This is a genomic window from Ampullimonas aquatilis, assembly GCF_049675895.1.
In the GTDB taxonomy this organism is placed as follows: Bacteria; Pseudomonadota; Gammaproteobacteria; order Burkholderiales; family Burkholderiaceae_D; genus Ampullimonas; species Ampullimonas aquatilis.
The window spans coordinates 413,232-436,960 of record NZ_CP183834.1 but is presented as its reverse complement, the minus strand read 5'-3'; the positions used below and the strand labels follow the sequence as shown (position 1 = coordinate 436,960).

23 protein-coding genes and 1 tRNA gene are annotated in these 23,729 nt (G+C 51.3%); 15 read left to right on the top strand and 9 right to left on the bottom strand.

Annotated elements, in window-relative coordinates; all coding sequences use genetic code 11:
• The first annotated feature begins 120 nt into the window (after positions 1-120).
• The 3 genes from ACMYR3_RS01995 (at position 121) to hslU (ending at position 3,670) form a co-directional block, all read left to right on the top strand.
• A complete protein-coding gene (locus tag ACMYR3_RS01995) occupies positions 121-1,653 on the top strand; it encodes a hypothetical protein (RefSeq protein WP_424194020.1) in 1,533 nt (510 codons plus the stop codon).
• Between the two features lie 62 nt (positions 1,654-1,715).
• A complete protein-coding gene (gene hslV, locus ACMYR3_RS01990) occupies positions 1,716-2,252 on the top strand; it encodes an ATP-dependent protease subunit HslV (protein WP_424194018.1) in 537 nt (178 codons plus the stop codon).
• 98 nt (positions 2,253-2,350) lie between these two features.
• The gene (gene hslU, locus ACMYR3_RS01985; RefSeq protein WP_424194016.1) at positions 2,351-3,670 is read left to right on the top strand and encodes an ATP-dependent protease ATPase subunit HslU; all 1,320 of its coding nucleotides are present in this window, start codon (positions 2,351-2,353) and stop codon (positions 3,668-3,670) included.
• 92 nt (positions 3,671-3,762) lie between these two features.
• Here hslU and ACMYR3_RS01980 read toward each other — a convergent pair whose 3' ends face one another.
• Positions 3,763-4,017 carry a hypothetical protein gene (locus ACMYR3_RS01980; RefSeq protein WP_424194014.1) on the bottom strand — a complete coding sequence of 85 codons (255 nt, stop codon included), beginning with the start codon at positions 4,015-4,017 and terminating at the stop codon, positions 3,763-3,765.
• A gap of 217 nt (positions 4,018-4,234) precedes the next feature.
• On the opposite strand from ACMYR3_RS01980, the gene ACMYR3_RS01975 reads away from it, so the two are divergent.
• The 9 genes from ACMYR3_RS01975 (at position 4,235) to ACMYR3_RS01935 (ending at position 14,513) form a co-directional block, all read left to right on the top strand.
• Entirely contained in the window at positions 4,235-4,936 is a 702-nt protein-coding gene (locus ACMYR3_RS01975) for a response regulator transcription factor (RefSeq protein WP_424194012.1), read from the top strand.
• A gap of 68 nt (positions 4,937-5,004) precedes the next feature.
• The gene (locus ACMYR3_RS01970; protein ID WP_424194010.1) at positions 5,005-6,420 is read left to right on the top strand and encodes a FecR domain-containing protein; all 1,416 of its coding nucleotides are present in this window, start codon (positions 5,005-5,007) and stop codon (positions 6,418-6,420) included.
• 4 nt (positions 6,421-6,424) lie between these two features.
• The gene (locus ACMYR3_RS01965; RefSeq protein ID WP_424194008.1) at positions 6,425-8,962 is read left to right on the top strand and encodes a CHASE2 domain-containing protein; all 2,538 of its coding nucleotides are present in this window, start codon (positions 6,425-6,427) and stop codon (positions 8,960-8,962) included.
• 373 nt (positions 8,963-9,335) lie between these two features.
• Positions 9,336-10,637 carry a glutamyl-tRNA reductase gene (hemA, locus tag ACMYR3_RS01960; RefSeq protein ID WP_424194006.1) on the top strand — a complete coding sequence of 434 codons (1,302 nt, stop codon included), beginning with the start codon at positions 9,336-9,338 and terminating at the stop codon, positions 10,635-10,637.
• Complete coding sequence (prfA, locus tag ACMYR3_RS01955; RefSeq protein ID WP_424194004.1) at positions 10,634-11,713, top strand: peptide chain release factor 1; 1,080 nt, start codon at positions 10,634-10,636, stop codon at positions 11,711-11,713. Before hemA ends, prfA begins: the two co-directional genes overlap by 4 nt.
• Complete coding sequence (gene prmC, locus ACMYR3_RS01950; protein WP_424194002.1) at positions 11,710-12,531, top strand: peptide chain release factor N(5)-glutamine methyltransferase; 822 nt, start codon at positions 11,710-11,712, stop codon at positions 12,529-12,531. Before prfA ends, prmC begins: the two co-directional genes overlap by 4 nt.
• A 45-nt stretch (positions 12,532-12,576) precedes the next feature.
• Positions 12,577-12,888: a Grx4 family monothiol glutaredoxin gene (grxD, locus tag ACMYR3_RS01945; protein ID WP_424194000.1), complete on the top strand. Its 312-nt coding sequence runs from the start codon at positions 12,577-12,579 to the stop codon at positions 12,886-12,888.
• A gap of 145 nt (positions 12,889-13,033) precedes the next feature.
• Entirely contained in the window at positions 13,034-13,642 is a 609-nt protein-coding gene (locus tag ACMYR3_RS01940; protein WP_424193998.1) for a UbiX family flavin prenyltransferase, read from the top strand.
• The gene (locus ACMYR3_RS01935) at positions 13,635-14,513 is read left to right on the top strand and encodes a D-hexose-6-phosphate mutarotase (RefSeq protein ID WP_424193996.1); all 879 of its coding nucleotides are present in this window, start codon (positions 13,635-13,637) and stop codon (positions 14,511-14,513) included. The genes ACMYR3_RS01940 and ACMYR3_RS01935 overlap by 8 nt, the downstream gene beginning before the upstream one ends.
• 170 nt (positions 14,514-14,683) lie before the next feature.
• Here the strand turns inward: ACMYR3_RS01935 and ACMYR3_RS01930 are convergent.
• The 6 genes from ACMYR3_RS01930 to petA form a co-directional block, all read right to left on the bottom strand.
• Positions 14,684-14,759, bottom strand: a tRNA-Thr gene (locus ACMYR3_RS01930).
• Positions 14,760-14,801: 42 nt separating this feature from the next.
• Complete coding sequence (locus tag ACMYR3_RS01925) at positions 14,802-15,293, bottom strand: ClpXP protease specificity-enhancing factor (protein ID WP_424193995.1); 492 nt, start codon at positions 15,291-15,293, stop codon at positions 14,802-14,804.
• Between the two features lie 19 nt (positions 15,294-15,312).
• The gene (locus ACMYR3_RS01920; protein ID WP_424193993.1) at positions 15,313-15,924 is read right to left on the bottom strand and encodes a glutathione S-transferase N-terminal domain-containing protein; all 612 of its coding nucleotides are present in this window, start codon (positions 15,922-15,924) and stop codon (positions 15,313-15,315) included.
• A 78-nt stretch (positions 15,925-16,002) separates the two neighbouring features.
• Complete coding sequence (locus tag ACMYR3_RS01915; protein ID WP_424193991.1) at positions 16,003-16,788, bottom strand: cytochrome c1; 786 nt, start codon at positions 16,786-16,788, stop codon at positions 16,003-16,005.
• A gap of 20 nt (positions 16,789-16,808) precedes the next feature.
• Positions 16,809-18,089, bottom strand: a complete 1,281-nt coding sequence (locus tag ACMYR3_RS01910) for a cytochrome b (RefSeq protein WP_424193990.1) — start codon at positions 18,087-18,089, stop codon at positions 16,809-16,811.
• A gap of 47 nt (positions 18,090-18,136) precedes the next feature.
• On the bottom strand, positions 18,137-18,745 hold the full coding sequence (petA, locus tag ACMYR3_RS01905; protein WP_424193988.1) for a ubiquinol-cytochrome c reductase iron-sulfur subunit: 609 nt from the start codon (positions 18,743-18,745) through the stop codon (positions 18,137-18,139).
• Between the two features lie 285 nt (positions 18,746-19,030).
• Between petA and mscL the strand changes: the two genes are divergently transcribed.
• A complete protein-coding gene (mscL, locus tag ACMYR3_RS01900; RefSeq protein WP_424193986.1) occupies positions 19,031-19,444 on the top strand; it encodes a large conductance mechanosensitive channel protein MscL in 414 nt (137 codons plus the stop codon).
• Positions 19,445-19,669: 225 nt separating this feature from the next.
• On the opposite strand, the gene ACMYR3_RS01895 is transcribed toward mscL, so the two are convergent.
• Complete coding sequence (locus tag ACMYR3_RS01895; protein WP_424193984.1) at positions 19,670-20,554, bottom strand: AEC family transporter; 885 nt, start codon at positions 20,552-20,554, stop codon at positions 19,670-19,672.
• Positions 20,555-20,675: 121 nt separating this feature from the next.
• Positions 20,676-21,260 (bottom strand): oligoribonuclease, encoded by a 585-nt coding sequence (gene orn, locus ACMYR3_RS01890; protein ID WP_424193982.1) that lies wholly within the window; start codon positions 21,258-21,260, stop codon positions 20,676-20,678.
• Positions 21,261-21,482: 222 nt separating this feature from the next.
• Here orn and ACMYR3_RS01885 point away from each other — a divergent pair, with 222 nt between their 5' ends.
• Positions 21,483-22,742: a M48 family metallopeptidase gene (locus ACMYR3_RS01885; RefSeq protein WP_424193980.1), complete on the top strand. Its 1,260-nt coding sequence runs from the start codon at positions 21,483-21,485 to the stop codon at positions 22,740-22,742.
• A complete protein-coding gene (gene rsgA / locus ACMYR3_RS01880; RefSeq protein WP_424193978.1) occupies positions 22,739-23,710 on the top strand; it encodes a ribosome small subunit-dependent GTPase A in 972 nt (323 codons plus the stop codon). Before ACMYR3_RS01885 ends, rsgA begins: the two co-directional genes overlap by 4 nt.
• Positions 23,711-23,729: the final 19 nt, after the last annotated feature.

The following is a 23,729-nucleotide window of genomic DNA, read 5'->3' as shown; positions in this document are numbered from 1 at the left end:
AAGGGTGGCGTAATAATCTGTTAGAAGAATAAAAGGGGCTACTGTCTGCAGGAATACTGCCGATATAGAACTTAGCAATCAGCTTAATAATCCATTCAACAGACTAATAAAAACGAAACCGTGGCGCTATTTTCCATATTCAAGCGTAGTACCAAGCCTTCTGAAGCCCCTGCGGCACAGAAGGGGTCTACGCCTGCGCGCCGCAGTTCGGATTCGGGTAAAACACCACGCACGCCGCGTCCAACGCAACCACTGCCAGAAGAGATTCAACGGATTGCCAAGGCAACGCGCGAAAAGATTGACGCGATCGAATCGCAAATGTCACAGGAAACCAATGCCATCCGTATCAGTGGCGAGCGCCGTCCTGTGCACTCCTTGAATGCCAGCACGCCCAAGGTTTCTGCCCATACCCATAGCAGCCCATCTTCAGCCGCCAAATCACCGGCCATGCGCCAAGCGCTCGAAGAGATTCCGACCATTTTTGATTCGCAGCGCAAAAAAAAGGCTGCCGCCAACCTCAATACCGTGGCACCAATCAGTGAATTTGTCACCACCATGGCAATGACTGGCAGTCCGCTCGAAGACTTCAGCATGGATACCGATTTTTTGCTGGGCAATTCGACCAACATCAATGCGATTGAGCTGGCGGTATCACAAAATAATCCCGTCATAGAAGAGGCTGCCATTCTGTTTGCCAATGGGCAAATCAAGGCGGCCTCCATGTCGCTGGAAGATGCCATCAAGCAAAACACACTGGGCGAAGGTGAACAGCATGGCTGGCAGATGCTCTTTGAGCTATACCAGATCTTAGGTAAGCAGGAAGCCTTTGAAAGCCTGTCACTCGATTATGTCGATCGCTTTGAAAAATCAGCGCCTTCCTGGGATAACGATTTTGGCAAAGAAAAACCCTCTCGCGACCTGAACAAGGAAGGCTATGTGGCTTTCCCCTTCAAGATGGACGCTGGGATTGCCAAACAGATTGATCAAATCCGCAAACTGGCCGGGGCATCCAATAGCTTGCGCCTGGACTTCAGTCGCCCCAAGAGCATTGATACGCACGGTGCCACCCTGCTATTGATGATTTTGCAGGATCTGCGCAAATCAAAGCATCAAATCACACTGTCGGGACAAGACAAGTTTGTCGAACTGCTCAACACCCAGATTGCCGTGGAACGTCGTGATGAATCCGACATGATCTGGCGTCTGTTATTGGAGTTTTACCAGTTGCTTGACAAGGAATACGAATTTGAAGAGCTGGCCGTCAATTACTCCATTACCTATGAAGTGTCCCCGCCTTCATGGGAGTCAGCCTTGGGTCTGGTGCATACCAATATCCTGAGCCCTGATGAAGAATTTGCCAATACCGCCATGCGCCACGATGCCTATGAATTCAGGGGTGAAATCAAGGGCAAGGCGGAAGAAGAGCTCAATGCACTGAATCAGTATGCGGAGCAGCAAACGCATTTGATTATTGAGTGCAAAAATCTGAAACGTATCGAATTTTCTGCCGCCGGTTTGATTCTCAACTGGCTCTTCAATATGCGCATCATGGGCAAAACCGTCGAAATGCTCGACGTCAGCCCCTTGATTGTGGCGCTCTTCAAAGTCATCGGTGCACAGGAGCTGGCACGCATCGAACCTCGCAAGTTCTAAATTTTCCTCTTGTAATTTCAAAAACCAACCCTAACTAGTCGACTCTATACTTGGAGATCGACTTGGAACAGTATCACGGCACCACTATTCTTTCTGTACGACGCGGCAAACAGGTTGCACTGGGTGGCGACGGTCAGGTCACGCTGGGTAATATCGTCATCAAGGGTACGGCGCGCAAAGTACGCCGCCTCTACCAAGACCGCATTCTGGCCGGTTTTGCGGGTGGCACCGCTGATGCCTTTTCATTATTTGACCGTTTTGAAGCCAAACTCGAAAAACATCAGGGCAATCTGCTGCGCAGCGCGGTCGAACTCGCCAAAGACTGGCGCACCGACCGGGTTTTGCGACGCCTTGAGGCCATGCTGCTGGTTGCTGACCGCGACAGCACGCTCATCATCACTGGCAACGGCGATGTCCTGGAACCAGAAGATGGCATCGGCTCAATTGGTTCCGGTGGTGCTTACGCGCAATCAGCAGCGCGCGCGCTTTGGGAAAATACCGAACTGGCGCCCGCCGACATCATCAAAAAATCACTGACGATTGCTGGCGATCTCTGCATCTACACCAACCAGTCACATGTGATTGAAACACTGGAATAATTTTCTACAGCAAATTATTCGATGTTGACTGAGCAAGCGGCGACTCGACACTGACGAACCGCTTCAATCTTTGCAGCCCTATATCAAGATATCGACTTATGACACCTATTGAAATTGTTTCTGAACTGGATAAATTCATTGTTGGCCAGCATCGTGCCAAAAAAGCAGTGGCCGTGGCCTTACGCAATCGCTGGCGTCGACAGCAAGTGGCAGAGCCATTGCGCCAGGAAATCACGCCTAAAAACATTTTGATGATTGGCCCCACCGGCGTTGGTAAAACCGAAATCGCCCGACGTCTGGCCAAGTTGGCCAACGCACCGTTTATCAAGATTGAAGCCACCAAATTTACTGAAGTGGGCTATGTGGGTCGTGATGTCGACACCATCATCCGCGATCTGGCCGAAATTGCTGTCAAACAGGCACGCCAGGATGCCACCAAACAGGTTCGCGACAAGGCCGAGGAAGTGGCGGAAGATCGTATTTTGGATATCCTTTTGCCGCCAGTGCGCGATTTTGGCTTTAATGCCAATGAAGTGCAGGACAATCCAACTCGTCAAACCTTTCGCAAGCGTCTGCGTGAAGGCCAGCTTGATGACAAGGAAATTGAACTGGATGTGGCGCTGCCTTTGCAAAACATGGAAATCATGGGCCCACCTGGCATGGAAGAAATGACTGAACAGATTCGCGGCATGTTTTCCAATATTGGCAGCGGCAAGACACAAAAACGCAAACTCAAGGTCAAGGAAGCGCTCAAACTGGTGACCGAAGAAGAGGCCGCCAAGCTCATCAATGATGAAGAAATCAAGAGTCAGGCTGTGATCAATGTCGAGCAGAACGGCATTGTGTTTCTGGACGAAATCGACAAGATTGCCAATCGCCAGGAACATGGTGGTGCCGATGTGTCGCGCGCGGGTGTGCAGCGCGATTTGCTGCCACTCGTGGAAGGCACGACCGTCAATACCAAGTATGGCATGATCAAGACCGATCATATTTTGTTTATCGCTTCAGGCGCATTTCATCTAGCCAAACCATCGGATCTCATCCCCGAATTACAAGGGCGTTTCCCGATTCGGGTAGAAATGGATTCCCTGTCCGTCACCGACTTTGAGTCCATTCTGACCCAGACCGATGCGAGCCTTACCAAGCAGTATCAGGCCTTGCTGGCAACTGAAGGCGTTTCGGTAATATTTCATGCTGACGGCATTCGCAAGCTGGCCGAAGTCGCTTTCTCAGTCAATGAAACTACCGAAAACATTGGTGCACGCCGTTTGCATACCGTGATGGAAAAACTGCTGGAAGAAATTTCTTTCAAGGCCGGCACCGACTCAGCCAAAAACTTGTTGGTGGATGCAAACTATGTCCAACAAACCTTGGGCGAATTATCCAAGAATGAGGACTTGGCTCGTTACGTCTTGTAAATAAAGATAATCTGGCTGAAGCGATTCGATGCTTCAGCCAGTACTGGCTTGACAGACTTGCTGCGCAATAGCAACAATCATTTCATGATGTTCTAACGTCGTTTTTTATATTCAGCCCAGGCAGCCATTGTGGCAAACAGTACCGCAGCACCAACTACCTGTAAGCCCCAGGCCAAGGGGTCCCCCTCCTTGAATAAACCACTCTCAACAATCAATAAGCGCAGCACAACCACACCCAGCAATCCTCCCAACCAGGCCGATCCACCTAATTTGCGAAGTTTGGCAATACCTAGACAAGCCAGCGTACTCATCCAGATACCTAAAAATAAAGTACCAGTCCAGCTCATAGATTGAAATTCCAATTGAATATAGCGATCGATAGGTTGATAGAATAAAATTGCACGTTAAGTTTTGATAATTTTGCGTTGCTACCCAGTTAAATTTTGTTAACTGATAACACAAAGCTTATTTAACAATTCATTATGAGTATGTCGCAAGTTTAACTTTGACAATAACAACTTTTAGATTAAATTATTAAAATTTGGTTGCCATCATGGAGTTTGTATGCGCATAGCCATTCTGGACGATGATTCTAGCCAGCTTGAACTGGTCAGTCACGTTTTAACTGGAGCCGGTCACACCTGTCATCTTTATTCAGAAGGCAAGGTGTTACTACAGCAATTGCGCCGTGAGACGTTTGACATGCTGATTCTGGACCTGCAAGTGCCCGATCTGTCAGGTGACAAAATCCTGGCCTGGGTACGCGAGCATCTGCCGCGTACCATGCCTGTACTGTTCATGACCAGCCGTACGGCTGAAGATGATATTGTTTCAGGCCTCAATGCGGGTGCCGACGACTACATGATCAAGCCACTGCGTCGCGGTGAACTGGTCGCACGCGTGCAAGCCTTGTTGCGCAGAGCTTATCCAACACCGGTGATGAAAGATGTTGAAGTATTTGGCAACTATCAGTTTGATCCGCGTCTGCAGGAAGTTCAGTTCAATGATCAGAAGGTGACATTGACGCAAAAAGAATTTGATCTCGCCCTGCTGCTGTTTCGCAATCTGGCCCGCCCCTTGTCACGCTCGCATATCCTGGAGGCGGTTTGGGGACGCGATATTGATATTCCCTCGCGAACCATGGATACGCATATTTCGCGAGTTCGTACCAAGCTGGTGTTACGGGTTGAAAATGGTTTTAGACTGTCACCCGTGTATAGTTATGGTTATCGTCTGGAAAAAATCACACCTGCAGTTGAAAATTAAAAGGTGTCTGCAAGTATTGCCACAACGGTGGCAATACCTCGAAAAAAGGGATTTCGCAGGCGCTCTCTATGGCCCACCCTTTTACTATCGGCACCGTTAATCAAATGGCTATTGCACCTCGCTTTATTTTGCTTGCACTCATGGCAGCAAGCACTGCTCAGGCACAAACCAGTGCCTATCTGGCAATGATTCCCTACACCACACTGCAGGGTGACACGTATATTAAGATCGCCAGTAGTTATTTTGAAAACCCGGCCGACTGGCCCAAGCTGCTAAAAGCCAATCCCATCAAGGTGGATCGGCATCTGCAGCCAGGAACCGTCTTGCAGTTACCCGCCGATCTGCTTAAACGTACGCCTTTGACTGCCAAAGTCATTGCGATTTCTGGCCGGGTAACCAGTGACAGCAAACCGCTTGAGATGGGTAGTGAGCTACATGAAGGCAGCCAGATCAAATCGTTTGCCAATAGTTTTTTAACGCTGGAATTGTCAGACCATTCTCATATTGCCATTCCGTCCAATAGCGAAGTGCAGTTGGAACGACTGCGTCAATATGCAGGCACCGCTATCAATGACACGCGCATTGTGGTGCAAAAAGGCAAACTGGAAACTCAGGTCAGTCCACAAAAAGGCGTCAGCCGCTTTGAAGTGCAATCGCCTGTGGCGGTAGCCGGCGTGCGTGGCACCCTATTTAGGGTTGGTGTGAGTGAAGATGGCAAATCGTCTACCGGTGAAGTCTTGCAAGGCAAAATTGGTTTAAGCGATAAAAGTGGCAATGGCGAAGTGGCACTCCCGGAAAAATTTGGTGCGGTGGCCAGGGCGGGTCAGCCAGTTGGCGCACCCGTTGCCTTATTGCCGCCACCACAACTTGATGCAGACAACCAAATCCAGGATGAACCTGCCTTGCACTTTGGCTGGCAAGCCACCGCATCTGCCGACAAACCGGTACGCGCCTATCATGCCCAAATTGCCAAAGATGCTGCCTTTACGCAAGTGATCCACGAAAATCTTCAATATACTCAAGACAGTACAAAAAACAATCCCAATGAATACGCACCAAAGCAAGATGATTTTCAATTACCTACTGGGGAGTATTACTTAAAACTGACCGCCATAGATCAAAATGGACTGGAAGGTCTGCCCGCCGTGCAAGCCTTTTCACGGCGTTTGATCCATATCGGTATCAATCTGGTGAGCCCGGCAGACAACACCGCCAGCAATGACGGTCAATTTAGCTGGACGGGACAATTTCCGGTGCGTCATCCGGCGGTACGCTATCACTTTCAACTGGGGTTTGACAGCCGCTTCACGAGCCCCGTCAAATATTATCAATATACCGATCAAACTGAGCTGACCTTACCCGCCTTGTCGGCAGGTCAATACTACTGGCGAATTGCGCCAGTTTTACGCCGCGCCGATGGCACCGAAGAAATCGGCACCTATTCGGCTATTCGCCAGGTCACCATCACCAGTCCGACCCATTGAGGCCATGACGCGTCCGTCAGTTCGCTCGATTTTTTTACGTGAATGGTTTGCGCTTTCGATTCTTTTAATCATGCTGGCCATTTGGCTGGGCAGTTTAAATGGCCTGGGGCGTGCGGATAATCTGATTTACGATCGTCTGTTGCCATTTCGGCAAAGCCTCTTAAACCTTGGTCACAACAGCAACGGCAGTGAAGACATCCTGATCGTGGCGATCGACAATGAATCGCTCAATCAGATCGGTCGCTGGCCGTGGTCGCGCCAGTTGCATGCCGATCTGCTCAAACAGCTCAACAAGGCTCATCCGCGCGGGATTGCCTTTGACATGCTGTTTCCGGAACCCGAGCTGAATCACCCCGAAGCCGACCAGAATTTTGCTCAGGCCATCGGCGAGGCAGGACCACTGGTTCTGGCCATGTCGATTAATCCGCAAACCAACACGAGCGGCGCGGAAATCCTTACACCCACGACGGCATTACTCAGCAGTGTGAATCATGCGCTTGATAAGGGTTTGGGCCATATTCACCTGGCACTGGATAACGACAATATCGCCCGCAAAGTCTATTTACAGGAAGGCGCGAGTGAGCAGCCCTGGTCACATCTTTCTTTGGCTTTGCTACAAAAAGCACAGGCCATCGATACTCAACGTTATGCCATTTCACCCTATCAAGGCAAGACTGACACGAATCATCAAATTTTCAATTTTGAGCAAGATCCTGACACGACCAATCCTCCTGTCTGGCAACAAGAAAAGGATTATCTGATCCCCTTCATTGGTCCGGCTGGTTCATTCAAACAGGTTTCGTACAGCTCAGTATTAAAAGGGGAAGTGCCCGATACCTTTATCACGGGAAAATGGATTTTGATAGGCGCCACTGCCGAAGGACTGGCCGATCACTTTCCAACTCCCTTGTCGAGCCGAGCCTCACCCATGCCGGGCGTGGAAGTCCATGCCAATGTACTGGCCGGTTTAATCAGCAATAATCAGATTACCCACTCACAAATCTGGCAAACCGTACTCCTTACATTACTGCCGCTGCTGGTATTTTTGATGGCCTGCTGGAAAGCCACACCACGTCAATTACTGATGCTATGCGGCATCCTCATACTATCCAGTTTACTCATCAGTTTTGCCTTGCTACTGGCTGGCCGCTGGATCCCGCCTTTGGCAGCACTACTGGTACTTGGCGCAAGCTATCCGCTCTGGAGCTGGCGCCGACTGGAATCAGCTATTCAATTTCTTGATCAGGAACTACTGCAGCTCGATGCCGAGCCACGCATGGTTCCTGATAATCTGCACGACACGTTACCTGGCAAAGCACTTCCCCCCATGGACAAGGGCAATGCCGATGCGCTGGACAATCGCATCAGTGCCGTGCGACGCGCGACGCATCGAGTGCGCAATCTGCGCCGTTTTGTGGCGGACAGCCTGGAAAATCTGCCCGACATCACCCTGGTATGCAGCACCGCCGGTCATGTATTACTGGCCAATGCCTCAGCGCGACACTATTTTGAGGGCTTGCAACAACGCTATCTGATTGGCAACAGTCTGACTGCCCTGCTCAAGCACCTGCAACCGCGACCACTCCCCAGCGACACGATCAGCTCGTCCAAACCGTCGCCATTCAGCTGGCATGCACTGACTGATTATCAGCAGCTCGATATCCTCATGGGTGGCGTGGAAGGTCACAATGACGATGGCCGTGAGTTTTTGATCAAGAGCGCGCCTTTTTTCAACCCCAACGATACGCAACTGAGCCGCATCAATTTGCCAACCGCCTGGATTGTGAGTCTGATTGACTTGAGCCGGCTACGTCATGCCGAGCAGCTACGTGATGAATCGCTGCGTTTTTTGTCACACGATATGCGCAGTCCACAAGCCTCCATTCTGGCGCTGCTCGAATTACAGCGCGAAGCCGCTGCTGGCCGAGCCAACGGCCTGACTCACGATGAACTGTTTAGCCGGGTGGAATCCTACGCCCGGCAAACCCTGCATCTGGCAGATGACTTTGTGCAACTGGCGCGCGCCGAATCAGGCAACTATCAATTTGAAGAACAAAACCTGGCTGACTTGCTCACAGATGCGACCGATGAGCTTTGGGCGCTGGCGCAAGCACGGCAGATTCAAATTGCACTGGTGCTGCCCGAAGACGAAGTCATGATCATGGCTGATCGCTTCCTGCTCACCCGCGCGCTGGTCAATTTACTGTCCAACGCTATCAAGTACAGCCCTTCCGCCAGCAGGATTACCTGTACAGTCAGCGCCATCGAACAAGAGGCGGAACAACTGGCCCAATGCGATATCAGCGATCAGGGTTGCGGGATTGCACCGGACGACATGCCCAAGCTGTTTCAGCGTTTCAGCCGCATCATTCCACCACATGGCGAACCCATCAACCCCAGCTCACCGGCCAGTGGCGCAGGACTGGGCCTGGTATTTGTCAAAACCGTGCTGGAAAAACATCACGGCCAAATCGGTGCCCGCAGTTTGCCTGGCCTGGGTGCCACCTTTACGCTGACGCTACCCTTGGCCAAGCCCTCCTGATAGCCAAAAACCATCATACTCCCAGTCATTAATAATAAATATACTTGCTCAAGTGCTTATTTATTGATTAAAAATAAATACATCTAGGGTGTATAAATTCAAGCAGTATTCATCCTGTGCTCAGGAAGCATACTTTTTAATCAAGCAGATTGCGCTGACAAACGCCACCACCATCGGCCACCGCCATCCCGTTGTCCATTGGCTATCACACTGCTTAGCCAGTCAACGTGGTGGTGTCTGTGCTTTAGTCGCCCATGCTGATGATGCAAACCCACGCATGTTGGCGGCCTTCCAGCAAACTTCTCAACGAAATGACGGCCCTGCTCGTATAATATGGGGTTAGCAATTTTTACGGACTTTCCGGCTGCACACCATGCATTTATTGACTCTGGGCATCAACCACGTTTCTGCGCCGCTGGCTTTGCGCGAAAAAGTGGCATTCCCCGTCGACCGGATGCACGAAGCACTGGCCGCTTTCAAGCACGTCTGGACCGCGCACGACAACTGCGAAGTCGCCATCTTGTCGACCTGCAACCGTACCGAACTGTACTGCGCCAGCCCGGCTGTCCCCCCTGAAGCCGTCGCTAAACATACCATCAACTGGCTCGCCGACTATCACCAGATTGCCAATCACGACCTGCAATCCCACAGCTATGTATTGCCCCAATCCAACGCGGTACGCCACGCCTTTCGCGTTGCCAGCGGGCTGGACTCCATGGTCCTGGGTGAACCACAAATTCTGGGGCAGATGAAGGAAGCGGTGCGCTTTGCCAATGATGCAGGCGCACTCGGCACCTACCTGAATCAGCTCTTTCAAAAAACGTTTTCTGTTGCCAAGGAAGTACGCAGCCAGACCGAAATTGGCGCGCACTCGGTGTCGATGGCCGCCGCCGCGGTCAAATTGTCACAGCGCATTTTTGAAAGCCTGACCGAGCAGAAAATCCTCTTCATTGGCGCAGGCGAAATGATTGAGCTGGCCGCCACACACTTTTCTGCCCAGCATCCCAAATCACTCACCATCGCCAACCGCACACTGGAACGCGGCGAAAAACTGATCAATAAACTCGGTATGGGCCGTACCATGAGTTTGTCCGAGTTGCCGGATCGGCTGCACGAATTTGACATCGTAGTGTCCTGTACCGCCAGCACCTTGCCCATTATCGGCCTGGGTGCCGTGGAGCGCGCGCTCAAACTGCGCAAACGCAAACCCATCTTCATGGTGGATCTGGCCGTGCCGCGCGACATTGAGCCTGAAGTCGCCAAACTGCCCGACATTTTTCTCTACACTGTTGATGACCTCGGCAATATGGTACGCAGCGCTTCCGCAGCACGCGAAGCCGCCGTGGCACAGGCCGAAGCGATCATCGAAACCCGCGTACAGCACTTCATGCATTGGCTTGATGCGCGGGCCGTGGTGCCAGTGATTCGCGAATTGCATAACCAGGGTGAAAGCTGGCGACTGGCCGAACTGGAGCGCGCCAAACGCATGCTGGCACGCGGCGATGATCCGCAGGCCGTACTCGAAGCGCTCAGCCAGAGTCTGACCAACAAATTTTTGCATGGCCCCTCCACCGCGCTCAATACGGCTGCCGGTGAAGAACGTGAACAGCTTCTCAAATTAGTGCCAGCCCTCTTCAAGACTGGCACCGCCAATTCCTCTGACAATACACAATGAAAAGCAGTATCCAACACAAGCTCGAACAGCTCACCATTCGGCTGGCCGAGCTGAACCAATTATTGAGCCGCGAAGAAGTCACCAACGACATGGACAACTATCGCAAGCTCAATCGTGAGCACGCCGAGCTGATGCCCGTTGTCGATCATTACGCGCTCTACAAGCAAGTCGAACAGGATGCCGTCACCGCGCAGGAACTGCTCAGTGACGCCGACATGAAAAGCTTTGCCGAAGACGAAATCCGCGCGGCCAAAAGTCGCATGGAAACGCTGGCGCTGGAACTGCAAAAACTGCTGCTACCCAAAGATCCCAATGATGAGCGCAATCTGTTTCTGGAAATTCGTGCCGGTACCGGCGGCGATGAATCAGCCCTTTTTGCCGGCGATCTGCTGCGCATGTATTTGCGCTTTGCCGAACGCAATCGCTGGCAAACTGAGCTGATCTCGGCCTCCGAGTCCGAACTCGGTGGCTACAAGGAAGTGATCGTGCGCATCATCGGCCAGGGCGCGTATTCCAAGCTCAAGTTTGAGTCAGGTGGCCATCGGGTACAGCGGGTACCCGCCACGGAAACCCAGGGACGCATCCATACCTCGGCCTGTACTGTCGCCGTGATGCCCGAAGCTGATGAAGTCGAAGATATCGACATCAACCCGAGCGAAATTCGTATTGATACCTTTCGCGCTTCCGGTGCAGGCGGTCAGCATATCAACAAAACTGATTCGGCCGTACGTATCACCCATTTGCCCACCGGTATTGTGGTGGAATGCCAGGACGACCGCAGTCAGCACAAAAACAAGGCGCAAGCCATGAAGGTATTGGCGGCACGTATCAAAGACAAACAAACCCGTGAAATTCAGGCCAAGGAAGCCGCCACGCGCAAGAACCTGATCGGCTCGGGCGACCGCTCGGAGCGGATTCGTACCTACAATTTCCCACAAGGCCGCATGACCGATCATCGCATCAATCTGACACTCTACAAGCTCGACTACATCATGGATGGTGATCTGTACGAATTGACCGATGCCCTGGTTGCCGAACATCAAGCCGAGCTGCTTGCCACACTGGGTGAAGAATGAGCCGCACCACCGTCCAGGAAGCCCTGCGCCAGAGTGGTCTAGCCGCGCTAGAAGCGCGTCTGCTGCTCTCCTATGTGACGGGTATGAGCAAGGAGGCCCTACTGGCTCACGGCCTGACTGAGCTCACAGAAACGCAATCCGCCCACTATCTGGTACTCACTACCCGGCGGATTCAGGGTGAGCCTATCGCCTACCTGCTTGGCGAGCGCGAATTTTATGGCCGCCCATTCAAAGTCACCCCCGATGTGTTGATTCCTCGACCTGAAACAGAAGGACTGGTCGATCTGGCCCTGGAGTTACTCGGTGATAAAGCCGATATTCTGGATTTGGGCACTGGCAGCGGGGCAATTGCCATTACGCTCTCATGCGAGCGCCCCGCCTGGCAGATTGTGGCCACCGACAACTGCCGCCACGCATTGGCTGTGGCCAAAGAAAACAATCTGCGTCACGGCGCGCGCGTGCATTTTGTAGAAAGTGACTGGTACAAAGGCTTGCTGGCCGACAAGTTTCGCCATGCTTTTGATCTGATTGTGTCCAACCCCCCCTATATTGCCGCCGACGACCAACATTTGCGACAAGGTGATGTCGCCTATGAACCAAAAAATGCGCTGACTGACCACGCCAATGGCCTTACTGCACTGGCGACCATTATCGAAGGGGCGCGCCAGCATTTGCTTTCTGGCGGATACTTATGGGTTGAACATGGCTATGATCAGGCCACCCAGGTACGTGGCCTGTTTCATGCTGCGGGTTTTCACCACGTACGGTCGGTTGCCGATCTGGCTGGTATTGAAAGACTGACCGGTGGCCACATCTAAGCTTTCTAGGCCTTGGTAAAATAGTGACTTCGAATGGAGAAATAAATGGATACACAAGCTGAATTGCAAAAACTCGTGACTTCACACCCCGTTGTGCTGTTCATGAAAGGTACTGCCCAGTTTCCAATGTGCGGCTTTTCTGGCAAGGCAATCGAATTGCTCAAGGCCAGCGGTGCCAAAAACGTGATGACTGTCAATGTTCTGGAAAATGATGAAATCCGTCAAGGCATCAAGTCCTTTTCAAACTGGCCAACCATTCCCCAACTCTACGTCAAGGGTGAATTCATTGGCGGTTCCGACATCATGAACGAAATGTTCACCTCCGGTGAACTGCAAACACTGATTACAGCTGCCTAATCAATTCGGCAAGCATTTTTTACCCCTGGTCGGTACAAACTATCGGCCAGGCGGTGATGCACTTTGCATATGCTGGCTGACACGCCTGTTCGGCCAGCAATTCATCAGGTTACACTGTGGGCCTTGTCACAAGCAGCCACTTTAGATGATCCCAACTTCCAGCCCAATCAAAATCATTGTTGCCATTACTGGCGCATCGGGTGCAATTTATGGCGTGCGTTTGCTCAAGGCTTTACGCGGCCTGCCCACCGTTGAAACCCATTTGCTGATCTCAAGCGCAGGTTTATTGAACCTCAAACATGAAACGAACATGGGGCGTGATGACATCAGGCAACTGGCTGATATACATTACACGGCGAAAGATATTGGTGCAGCCATTGCCAGCGGCTCATTTGCCACGCATGCCATGGTGGTGGCGCCCTGCTCAATGAAGACACTGGCTTCCATCGCCCACGGCATGTCAGACAACCTGATCAGCCGCGCCGCCGATGTGACCCTCAAGGAACGTCGTCGCCTGATTTTGATGGTTCGTGAAACCCCCTTCAATCTGGCCCACCTACGCAATATGACTGCCGTGACCGAAATGGGTGGCATCATTTTCCCGCCGGTGCCTGGCTTTTATCAACGTCCACAAAGCATTGAGGCGATGGTTGATCACACCATCGGCCGGGTCATGGATCTGATGGGTTTGGCTCAATCACTGAGCCCTGCCTGGCAAGGATTGACAAATTCCACGACAAACGATTATGACTGACTCAACCTTCACGCTCGCCACCGGCCAAGGTGGATTGCCTTATATTTTGATTGAATCTGCCGATGGTGCCCGCGCTGAGATTTATTTGCATGGCGGCCATGTGACAAGCTGGGTTCCAGCCGGTCAATCAGATAACCGGCTCTTTTTGAGCAGCACTTCTGGCTTTGCCGAAGGGGTAGCAATTCGTGGTGGTGTACCGGTCATCTTTCCGCAGTTTGCTGCCCAGGGGCCATTGCCTAAACATGGCTTTGCACGCAACCGCCATTGGCAATTGCAATCTGCCAGCCGCCTTGCCGATGGCACTGCGGTAGCGACGCTGAGTTTACAAGACAATGAACAGACTCGTGCCATCTGGTCTCATGCATTCAAACTTGAATTACAAGTGAGTGTCTTTGAAAGCACGCTGGAACTGGCTTTGTCCATCACCAACCTGGATCAACAAGTCATCACCTTTACCCATGCCTTGCACACCTATTTGGCCGTGGTTGATATTGATGACGTGCAAGTATTAGGCTTACAACATCGTCGTTACCAAGACTCCGCATTGGGTCTTAAAAACTGTGAACAGGCCAACGAAGTCTTGCGCATCCAAGGTGAAGTAGATCGTATCTACAACTGCAGCCCCCAACCTTTATTGGTCCGAGAAGTCAGAAACGATTTATCAATTGCAACGATCGGCTTTCCCGATACGGTGGTTTGGAATCCTGGTGCGGATAAAGGTGCCGCCTTCAATGATATGCAAGCAGAAGGGTATCGCAAGATGTTATGTATTGAAGCTGCCGTGATTGAGAATCCAATTAATCTTGCCCCTGGTGCCAGTTGGACTGGCAAGCAAATCCTGACTTGCTTGCCCAGCCAACCAAGTAACTAAAAAAGACGTATGGAAGAAGTATGCAAATAAATAAGAAACATCAAACTGATTGCGCTGCTTAACCTGACCCGCAAATAAAGCACGTCGTTAAACCGAAGCAATATATCGACAATGTATCGACTTTGGAAAAGAAAAAAGCGACTTTCATTGCTGAAAGTCGCTTTTTAATTTGGTGCCGGCTGCAGGACTTGAACCCGCCACCTGATGATTACAAATCAACTGCTCTACCAGATGAGCTAAGCCGGCGAAGAATGCTATTCTAACCCAACCTTTTTGTTCTTGTCACGCTTATTTGATGCGTTTAAGACTTGGTCTGCCGGTTGGCTTGGGGCCATCAGGTTCGGGTGGTTCTGGATTAACATCTGTCACCGATTTGTCATTCTTTTCTGTTATGGCATTGTCCACAGAGGTTAACTTATGGATGCTCGCAGCAGTGCTGTTTGGCTCTTCTCCAGCCTCATCACTGAGTGGCGCAATCGGAAATGCCATGCCTTGACCATTTTCACGTGCATAGATGGCCGCCACATTATCGATTGGAATTGAAATCTCACGTGACACACCACCAAAACGTGCGTGAAACTCAATCAGATCATTGCCCATCTTCAGTTTGCTGGTTGCTTCAAAGCTGATGTTAAGCACAATCTCATTGTTTTTAACAAACTCCATTGGCACCCGTGTATTGGCGTTCACGGCAACCGCAATGTAGGGCGTATAGCCATTATCTGTGCACCATTCATAAATGGCACGGATCAGATAAGGCTTGGTCGATGTTTCAGGCATGATCGTTCCTGTAAAGCGCTTAACGGCGCATCACCTTTTCTGAAGGCGTCAATGCCTCAATATAGGCTGGACGGCTGAAAATACGCTCAGCATATTTCAACAAAGGTGCAGCGTTTTTAGACAGCTCAATGCCATAGTGATCCAGACGCCAGAGCAACGGTGCAATTGCCACATCCAGCATGGAGAAATCTTCACCCAGCATCCATTTGTTTTTCAGAAAAATGGGAGCCAGTTGCGTCAGACGATCACGAATCGCCATGCGTGCTTTTTCAACCAGCTTGACATCCTGCTTAGCTGCGTTGCTTTCCAATGCGCTAACGTGCACAAATAACTCTTTTTCAAAATTGAATAAGAACAGACGCACACGGGCACGTTGTACCGGATCAGCAGGCATCAACTGAGGATGAGGAAAACGCTCGTCAATGTATTCGTTGATGATATTGGATTCATACAGAATCAGATCACGTTCAACCAGAATGGGAACCTGACCATATGGATTCATGACTGAAATATCTTCAGGTTTATTGAACAGATCAACATCACGAATTTCAAAGTCCATACCTTTTTCAAACAAGACCAGACGGCAGCGTTGAGAAAAGGGGCAGGTGGTACCAGAATAAAGAACCATCATGGTGAGTTACCTTTTATTGTTGAGTACAAAAAACAAAGTGGGCAGTGCTGCCCACTTTGTTATAGAAATTGCCGGAATTTATTTGATGTCTTTCCAGTAGGCCGCATTCAGGCGCCAGGCAATCAAGGTGAAGATCGACAAGAACAACAGTACGCCAACACCCAATTGTTTACGATAGAGCTGCTTGGGTTCGCCCATCCATTGCAGATAGCCAACCAGATCTGCCACAGCTTCATCATATTCAGCCGGCTTCAATTTTCCAGGTGTGAGTTGTTCAAACCCGGCAAATTTATGGATCGTCTTGCTGGCATCATGCGGATCTTTTTCTTCTTCAAACTTGGCAGCACGCTGACCTTGCAGTTCCCACAACACATGTGGCATACCCACATTGGGGAAGACCAGGTTGTTCCAGCCAGTAGCACGGGTTTCGTCCCGATAGTAAGTGCGCAAATAAGTGTAGATCCAGTCGGGACCGGAACCCAGCTCCGACGCTTTGGCACGGGCAATCACGGACAGATCAGGTGGTGCCGCACCAAACCACTGCTTGGCATCCTTGGGATCCAAAGCCGTTTTCATGGTCTCGCCCACTTTGTCAGTAGAGAACAGCAGATTTTCCTTGATCTGCTCTTCCGTCAGACCAATGTCCATCAAACGGTTGTAACGCATGGAAGCCGCACCGTGACAGTTCAGGCAGTAATTGACGAACAGTTTGGCACCATGTTGCAAGGCCGCCAGATCTTTTACCTTATTGGGCGCAGTATCAAGTGGATAACCACCGGAATTGGCCATCGCCAAACCTGTCACCATCGCCAAGCCAAGACCGGCTACCGAATGAATCAGTTTTTTCATCATTGTCGTTTTCATGTCAGTTTTCCGTTTCTTGATCAGTGCGGTTGAAATGTGACACGGTCAGGAACCGGCTTGCATTTACCCCAAGTACTCCAGATTGGCATGCCAAGGAAGAAGCCAAAATAGATCACTGTACCGATCTGGGAAATGATGTTACCAACAGGTGATGGCGGCTGAATACCCAGATAACCCAGGATCAGGAAGGCCACAATGAAGATACCATAGATCACTTTATGGATCGTTGGACGATAACGGATTGACTTGACTGGTGAGCGATCAAGCCATGGCAGGAAGAACAGAATCACAACCGCACCACCCATCATGATCACACCCCACAACTTGGCATCCAGCCAGAAGAAGTTGTACACGTTGGCACGCAGAATGGAGTAGTAAGGTGTGAAATACCAGACTGGCGCAATGTGTGGTGGTGTCTTGAATGGATCAGCAGGGACAAAGTTGTTGTACTCAAGGAAATAGCCGCCCATTTCAGGCGCAAAGAACAGAATCGCCGAGAACACCATCAAAAATACGCTCACGCCCAGAATATCGTGCACGGTGTAGTAAGGATGGAAAGGAATGCCATCCAGAGGAATACCGTTGGCATCTTTTTTAGCCTTGATTTCTACGCCATCCGGGTTGTTGGAACCCACTTCATGCAAGGCCACAATGTGTGCAGCCACCAGACCCAGCAAGACCAGCGGGACAGCAATCACGTGGAAAGAGAAAAAACGGTTCAGCGTGGCATCACCCACCACGTAGTCACCACGAATCCAGATTGACAGATCAGGACCGATCACGGGAATGGCGGAGAACAGATTAACGATCACCTGAGCGCCCCAGTAGGACATCTGGCCCCAAGGCAGCAGATAACCCATGAAGGCTTCGGCCATCAGGCACAAGAAGATCGCCACACCAAAGATCCACACCAGTTCACGCGGCTTGCGATATGAACCATACATCAGGCCACGCATCATGTGCAGATAGACCACCACGAAAAACATGGAAGCGCCAGTGGAGTGCATGTAGCGAATCAACCAGCCCCAAGGCACATCACGCATGATGTATTCGACTGAAGCAAATGCGACGCTCGCGTCAGGTTTGTAATGCATGACCAAAAAGATGCCGGTCACAATCTGCATCACCAGTACCAGCATGGCCAGGGAGCCAAAGAAGTACCAGAAGTTGAAGTTTTTAGGCGCATAGTATTCAGACAGATGCGCTTTGTAGGTTGATGTCAGCGGGAAGCGGGCATCCACCCAGCCCAGCAGTTTTTCTGCCGCAGACGCATCAGCGGGAATTACTTTTTCGTTAGCCATTCGATGACTCCATTATCAGTTTTATCAATCACGACCAGCCCAGGGGCTTACGCCTTCTTATCTTCACCAATTAGCAACTTGGTGTCGGACAGATAAACATAGGGAGGGATTTCGAGGTTGTCTGGCGCAGGCTTGCCTTTGAAAACACGACCTGCGAGGTCAAATGTCGAGCCATGGCATGGGCAGAGGAAACCACCGGCCCAATCATCAGGCAGCGAAGGTTGCGCACCCGCCTGAAACTTGGAAGACGGTGAGCAGCCCAGGTGAGTACAAATACCCACCGCAACCAGCACATCCTTGTGATCTTCGCGTGAACGGAACTGATTGCGCGCATATTCAGGCGTCAATTCACCCGGCTTGCGCTCGGACTTGGGATCAGCCAGCTGATTTTCAGTTTTATTGAGCGATGCCATCATTTCTGGCGTGCGCTTCAAAATCCAGACCGGCTTGCCACGCCATTCCACGGTTTTCAGCTCACCTGGGGCCAAGGCAGAAATATCCACCTCAACTGCCGCACCAGCCGCTTTGGCTCGTTCGGAAGGTGCAAATGTGCTGACAAAAGGAACCGCAGCAGCCAGACCGCCTACACCGCCGGCAACGCAGGACGCGACCAGCCAGGTACGGCGGGAACTATCTTCTATATGGTTTTCACTCATCACAACCCCAGATTGGAAAAAAGCGTTTCAGATGCAACCCTAAATTATACGTTATACGATGACCGTAAAAAAGCCCTTGACAGCCATTAGCGAAAATTATTCCAGCCAAAGGTAAAACGGCAGTTCCCCACCCGCTCCTCGCGACACGTTTTTTAACATTGAAAAGCCGTAAGGAATTGTAACTTTGATAGTCCTGAACTAAACTCGCAGAACTTTAAGCTATTGGTTGCTTGAAGCTCTCACCGGAATCTCCGGATGCTTGTCAACTCTTAAAGGGAGTAAAAAATGGGAATGTTGCAAGAATTTAAAGACTTCGCCGCCGGCGGCAATGTGATGGATCTGGCCGTTGGTGTCATCATTGGTGGCGCATTTGGCAAGATTGTTGATTCTGCAGTTGGTGATCTGATCATGCCTATCGTCAGCAAGATTTTTGGTGGTCTGGACTTTTCCAACTACTACGTGGCACTGGCCGGCCAAGACGCCGCGCTGCCATTGGCTGAAGCGAAGAAAATTGGCGCTGTCTTTGCCTACGGTAACTTTATTACTGTGGCCCTGAACTTCATTATTCTGGCTTTCATCATTTTCATGATGGTCAAGCAAATGAACAAACTGAAAAAAGAAGCCCCTCCAGCGCCACCAGCAGCACCGGCTGAAGACATCGTGTTGTTGCGTGAAATTCGTGACAGCCTGAAAAAATAAGCAGGTGAATCATCCATAAAAAAGGGCGCTTGAGCGCCCTTTTTTATTATGCCAATGGCAATTGCCTACCTGAACAACCTTCCGAGTCCAACCCCTCCCGCCCGATCAAAGTATTCGTAGCCGCCGCAACAACAATTTTATACTCCACATCAGTAATTTTTAATAACCAATAAATAAGCACTTTATAAGGTACATTTTTCAATATACTCCTTATTTTTTAGTAAATTACTGATTAAATTGATAACCCAGCCAGAGCGCCAAGGGAATAAAGAATACCGACAAAGCGTTGCCTACCAGCACAATCGAGGCGACTTTGTCAGGTTCCTGACCATAGCGTTCGGCCAGCATGTAATTGAAAACGGCTGGCGGCAATCCGGCAAACAAAAATACCTGGAGTTTTTCCTGCCCACTGAGCGGCAACAAAAGCACGCACACACCTGCCATTACCAAGCCACTTAACGGACACACCAGTCCACCCAGCAAACCAAGCCGCCAGTTGGTCAGCGGCGTGGTGGTCATGCGCACACCCAGCGCAAACAGCATCATCGGAATGGTCGCCTCGCCCAGCAGTTTGAGCGCGCGCATCAGCGCTTCGGGCAAGGCAATATGCAAAGTGCCCAGCGCCAGGCCCAGCAAGGTCGACCAGACAATATTATTTTTGACCAGCGTCTTGAGCGAAGCCTGCCAGTTGAGGATTTTCAGCCCGACCGTAAAGTGCAGCAGATTGCACACCAAAAACATCGCCACCGCAGCGGCCAACCCCGCCTGACCAAACGCAAAAACCGCCAGCGGCAGACCCATATTGCCGGTATTACTGAACATCATTGGTGGTACAAAGGTTTTGCGCGAGACGCCGGCCAGTTTGGCGATCGGCCAGGCAATCACGCCCGAGCCGAGCACAATCAAGGCCGCACTGACAATCAGGTGACGCTGCGCCTGCAAGTCAAACTCCTTGCTGGCCAGCGAGCTGATGATGAGCAGCGGCGCAAACAGCTCAATGGTGATGAAGTTGAATTCCTTGAGGTCGAATGGCATGCGGCGGGCGCAGCCAAAACCAAACAGGACAATCAGAAATACCGGGCCAACCACACCCAGAATGGTTGCAAACATGATGCGCCTTTATGTCGCCTTATTGATTACTCAATGCCAATGAATCACGTTGTGCGCAATCAGGCCGCCTATGTCAGCCGCCCAATTTTGCCTGTCATGATTGCAGCACGCCGCGAGGCGCCTAGGCCGTCTGGATGAAAAATTTTTCGCGGTAATACTTGAGCTCGTCAATCGATTCATGAATATCGGCCAGCGCAGTATGCGCATTGCGCTTTTGAAAACCCTTAGCGATCTCGGGCTGCCAGCGTTTGCATAGCTCTTTGACAGTAGACACATCCAGATTGCGATAGTGGAAAAATGCTTCCAGCCTGGGCATGCCACGCGCCATAAAGCGGCGATCCTGGCAAATGGAGTTGCCGCTCATCGGTGATTTGCCTTTTGGCACATAGCGCGATAAAAACGCGATCAGCTGTTCTTCCGCAGCCTGCTCATCAATGGTAGAAGCCTTGACCCGCGCAGTCAGGCCCGATTTGCCATGCGTGGCGGTATTCCAGGCGTCCATCTTGCCCATGATCTCGTCACTCTGATGCACCGCCAGTACCGGCCCTTCGGCAATGATATTGAGGTTGGAATCGGTCACCACCACGGCAACTTCAATAATCTTGTCGGTATCAGGGTCAAGTCCGGTCATCTCCATATCGACCCAGATCAGGTTGAATTCGTTAGGGCCTTGCTGATCTGCCGGCAGGTTGTTGTCTTGTGTCATGCTGTTTATCCAATCGATCCAGGGAAGAAAATACGGTTTTGCGTTATGCTTGGCAGAGATTTTCGCATAGCCCCTGATTTCTTGTTCTGCCGTACACTGCCCGGCTGCGCTTTTGAAAACCCTGCAGATCTTTCAAAGCCTTTTTGTCCGGTGCATTGCCACCAGCAGAACGCATTGCCGTGATATTTTTAGCTGATTGTTTATTGACTGGATTACGACCGCATGTTCACCCTGATTTTTTGTATTGCCCTGCTCATCATGATTGGTACCCGCCTGTGGTTGTCCAGTCGCCAGATTCGCCATGTCCTGCAACATCGTGCCGCGGTGCCGGGCGAATTTGCCGATCGCATTCAGCTTGACGCCCATCAAAAAGCCGCCGACTACACTGCCGCCAAAGTGCGCCTGAGCATGATTGAAGTGGTAGTGGGTGCGGTGTTACTGGTGGTGCTGACCTTGCTCGGTGGCATTCACGCCATCAATGTGGCGCTCACCGGCTGGCTGGGGCACGGCTATGTGCGTGATCTGGCGCTCTTTGCCAGCATTGGCGTGATCTCCGGTCTGGTGGATATGCCCTTTGGCCTGTATCGCCAGTTTGTACTGGAAGAACGCTTTGGCTTTAATAAAATGACCATCGGCCTGTTTTTTACCGACCTCATCAAAAGCACCTTGATTGGCGCGGTGATTGGCCTGCCCGTGGCACTCGCCGCGTTGTGGCTGATGGAAAGTGCCGGCACCTACTGGTGGCTCTATACCTGGTTGGGCTGGATGGCTTTCAACCTGCTCATGCTAGTACTGTATCCAACTGTCATCGCCCCGCTCTTCAACAAGTTTGAGCCATTGGCCGATCAGTCACTCAAAACCCGTATTGAAAATTTACTTACCCGCTGCGGCTTTGCTGCCAAAGGCTTGTTTGTGATGGATGGCAGCCGCCGCTCGGCCCACGGTAACGCCTACTTTACCGGCTTTGGTGCCGCCAAGCGCATTGTGTTTTTTGATACGCTGATTGAGCGCCTTTCACCAACCGAAATTGAAGCCGTCCTCGCGCATGAGCTCGGTCACTTTAAACATAAGCATGTGGTCAAACGCATCGTGCTGATTTTTGCCTTGTCCTTTATTGGTCTGGCCCTGCTGGGTTTCTTGAAAACTCAAACCTGGTTCTTTACCGACCTGGGTGTGATGCCCGCCATGAATGACAACAACAATGCTTTGGCGCTGTTATTGTTTTTCATGATCATGCCGGTCTTTACCTTTTTCCTGCGCCCCATTTCGGCACGTACTTCACGCAAGCAGGAGTTTGAGGCCGATGCCTTTGCAGCTTCCAAAACCAATGCCAATGATCTCATCAGCGCCTTGGTCAAGCTGTATCAGGACAACGCTTCCACGCTCACCCCTGATCCGGTGCACTCGGCTTTTTATGATTCTCATCCACCGGCTTCGGTACGAATTGGTCATCTGAAATCTTTGACCATTCAGCACGCATGAGCGGCAAAAACAAACGGCCAGCCCACGCTGATACCAGCACTGCCGCAGCGCAAGTAACCACACCAGCAGTGACAACCTTACGCGGTGAAGTCATTGCCGCCCATGGCCGTCATTATGTGGTGGCCATCCCCAACCAGACTCAATTACTCACCTGCTCGACACGCGGCAAAAAAAGTGATGTGGCCGTGGGCGACTGGGTCATCGTGCAGCAAAGCTCGGCCGACCAGGGCGTAATTGATCGTATTGCAGAACGCGCTGCGCTGATCTATCGCTCCGACCAGTTCAAGTCAAAACTGTTGGCCGCCAATGTCACTCAACTGATGATGGTGGTCGCTACCGAACCGTTTTTTTCCGAAGACTTATTAGGCCGCGCCCTGATTGCCGCAGAAGTTGAAAAAATCAAGATTGTGATCATCCTCAACAAGACCGACCTCACCGAATTTTTACCGGCCACCCAGGCTCGACTCGCAGGCTATGCCGCCATGGGTTATCAGATCATGCCGATCTCCACCTATGCCGAGCCCGATGCTGCCCGCGCCCAACTGCAAGCCGTGCTGCAAGGCCAGCGTACTTTACTGGTTGGGCAATCCGGCATGGGTAAATCGTCCATCGTCAATTTGGTCATGCCCGAAGCCCAGGCCCGCATTGGTGAAATCTCCATTGCGCTCGGCGCAGGCCGTCACACCACCACCTTCACGCGCATGTACCGCTTAGATGATGACACCACCATGGTGGACTCACCCGGCTTTCAAGAGTTTGGCCTGTATCATGTCAGCGAAGGCCAGCTCGAACGTGCCCTGCCCGACTTTGCCCCCCACCTTGGCCATTGCCGCTTTTACAACTGCCGCCACCTGCAAGAACCCGGCTGCGGCATCCTCAGCGCCTTAAATGACAAACAGATTCTGCCGCAACGGCATGCGCTTTATGCACAGATATTGAGAGAGATTGAGCGGCCGGAGGGGCGGTAATAGTTAAATAGGTACGCAA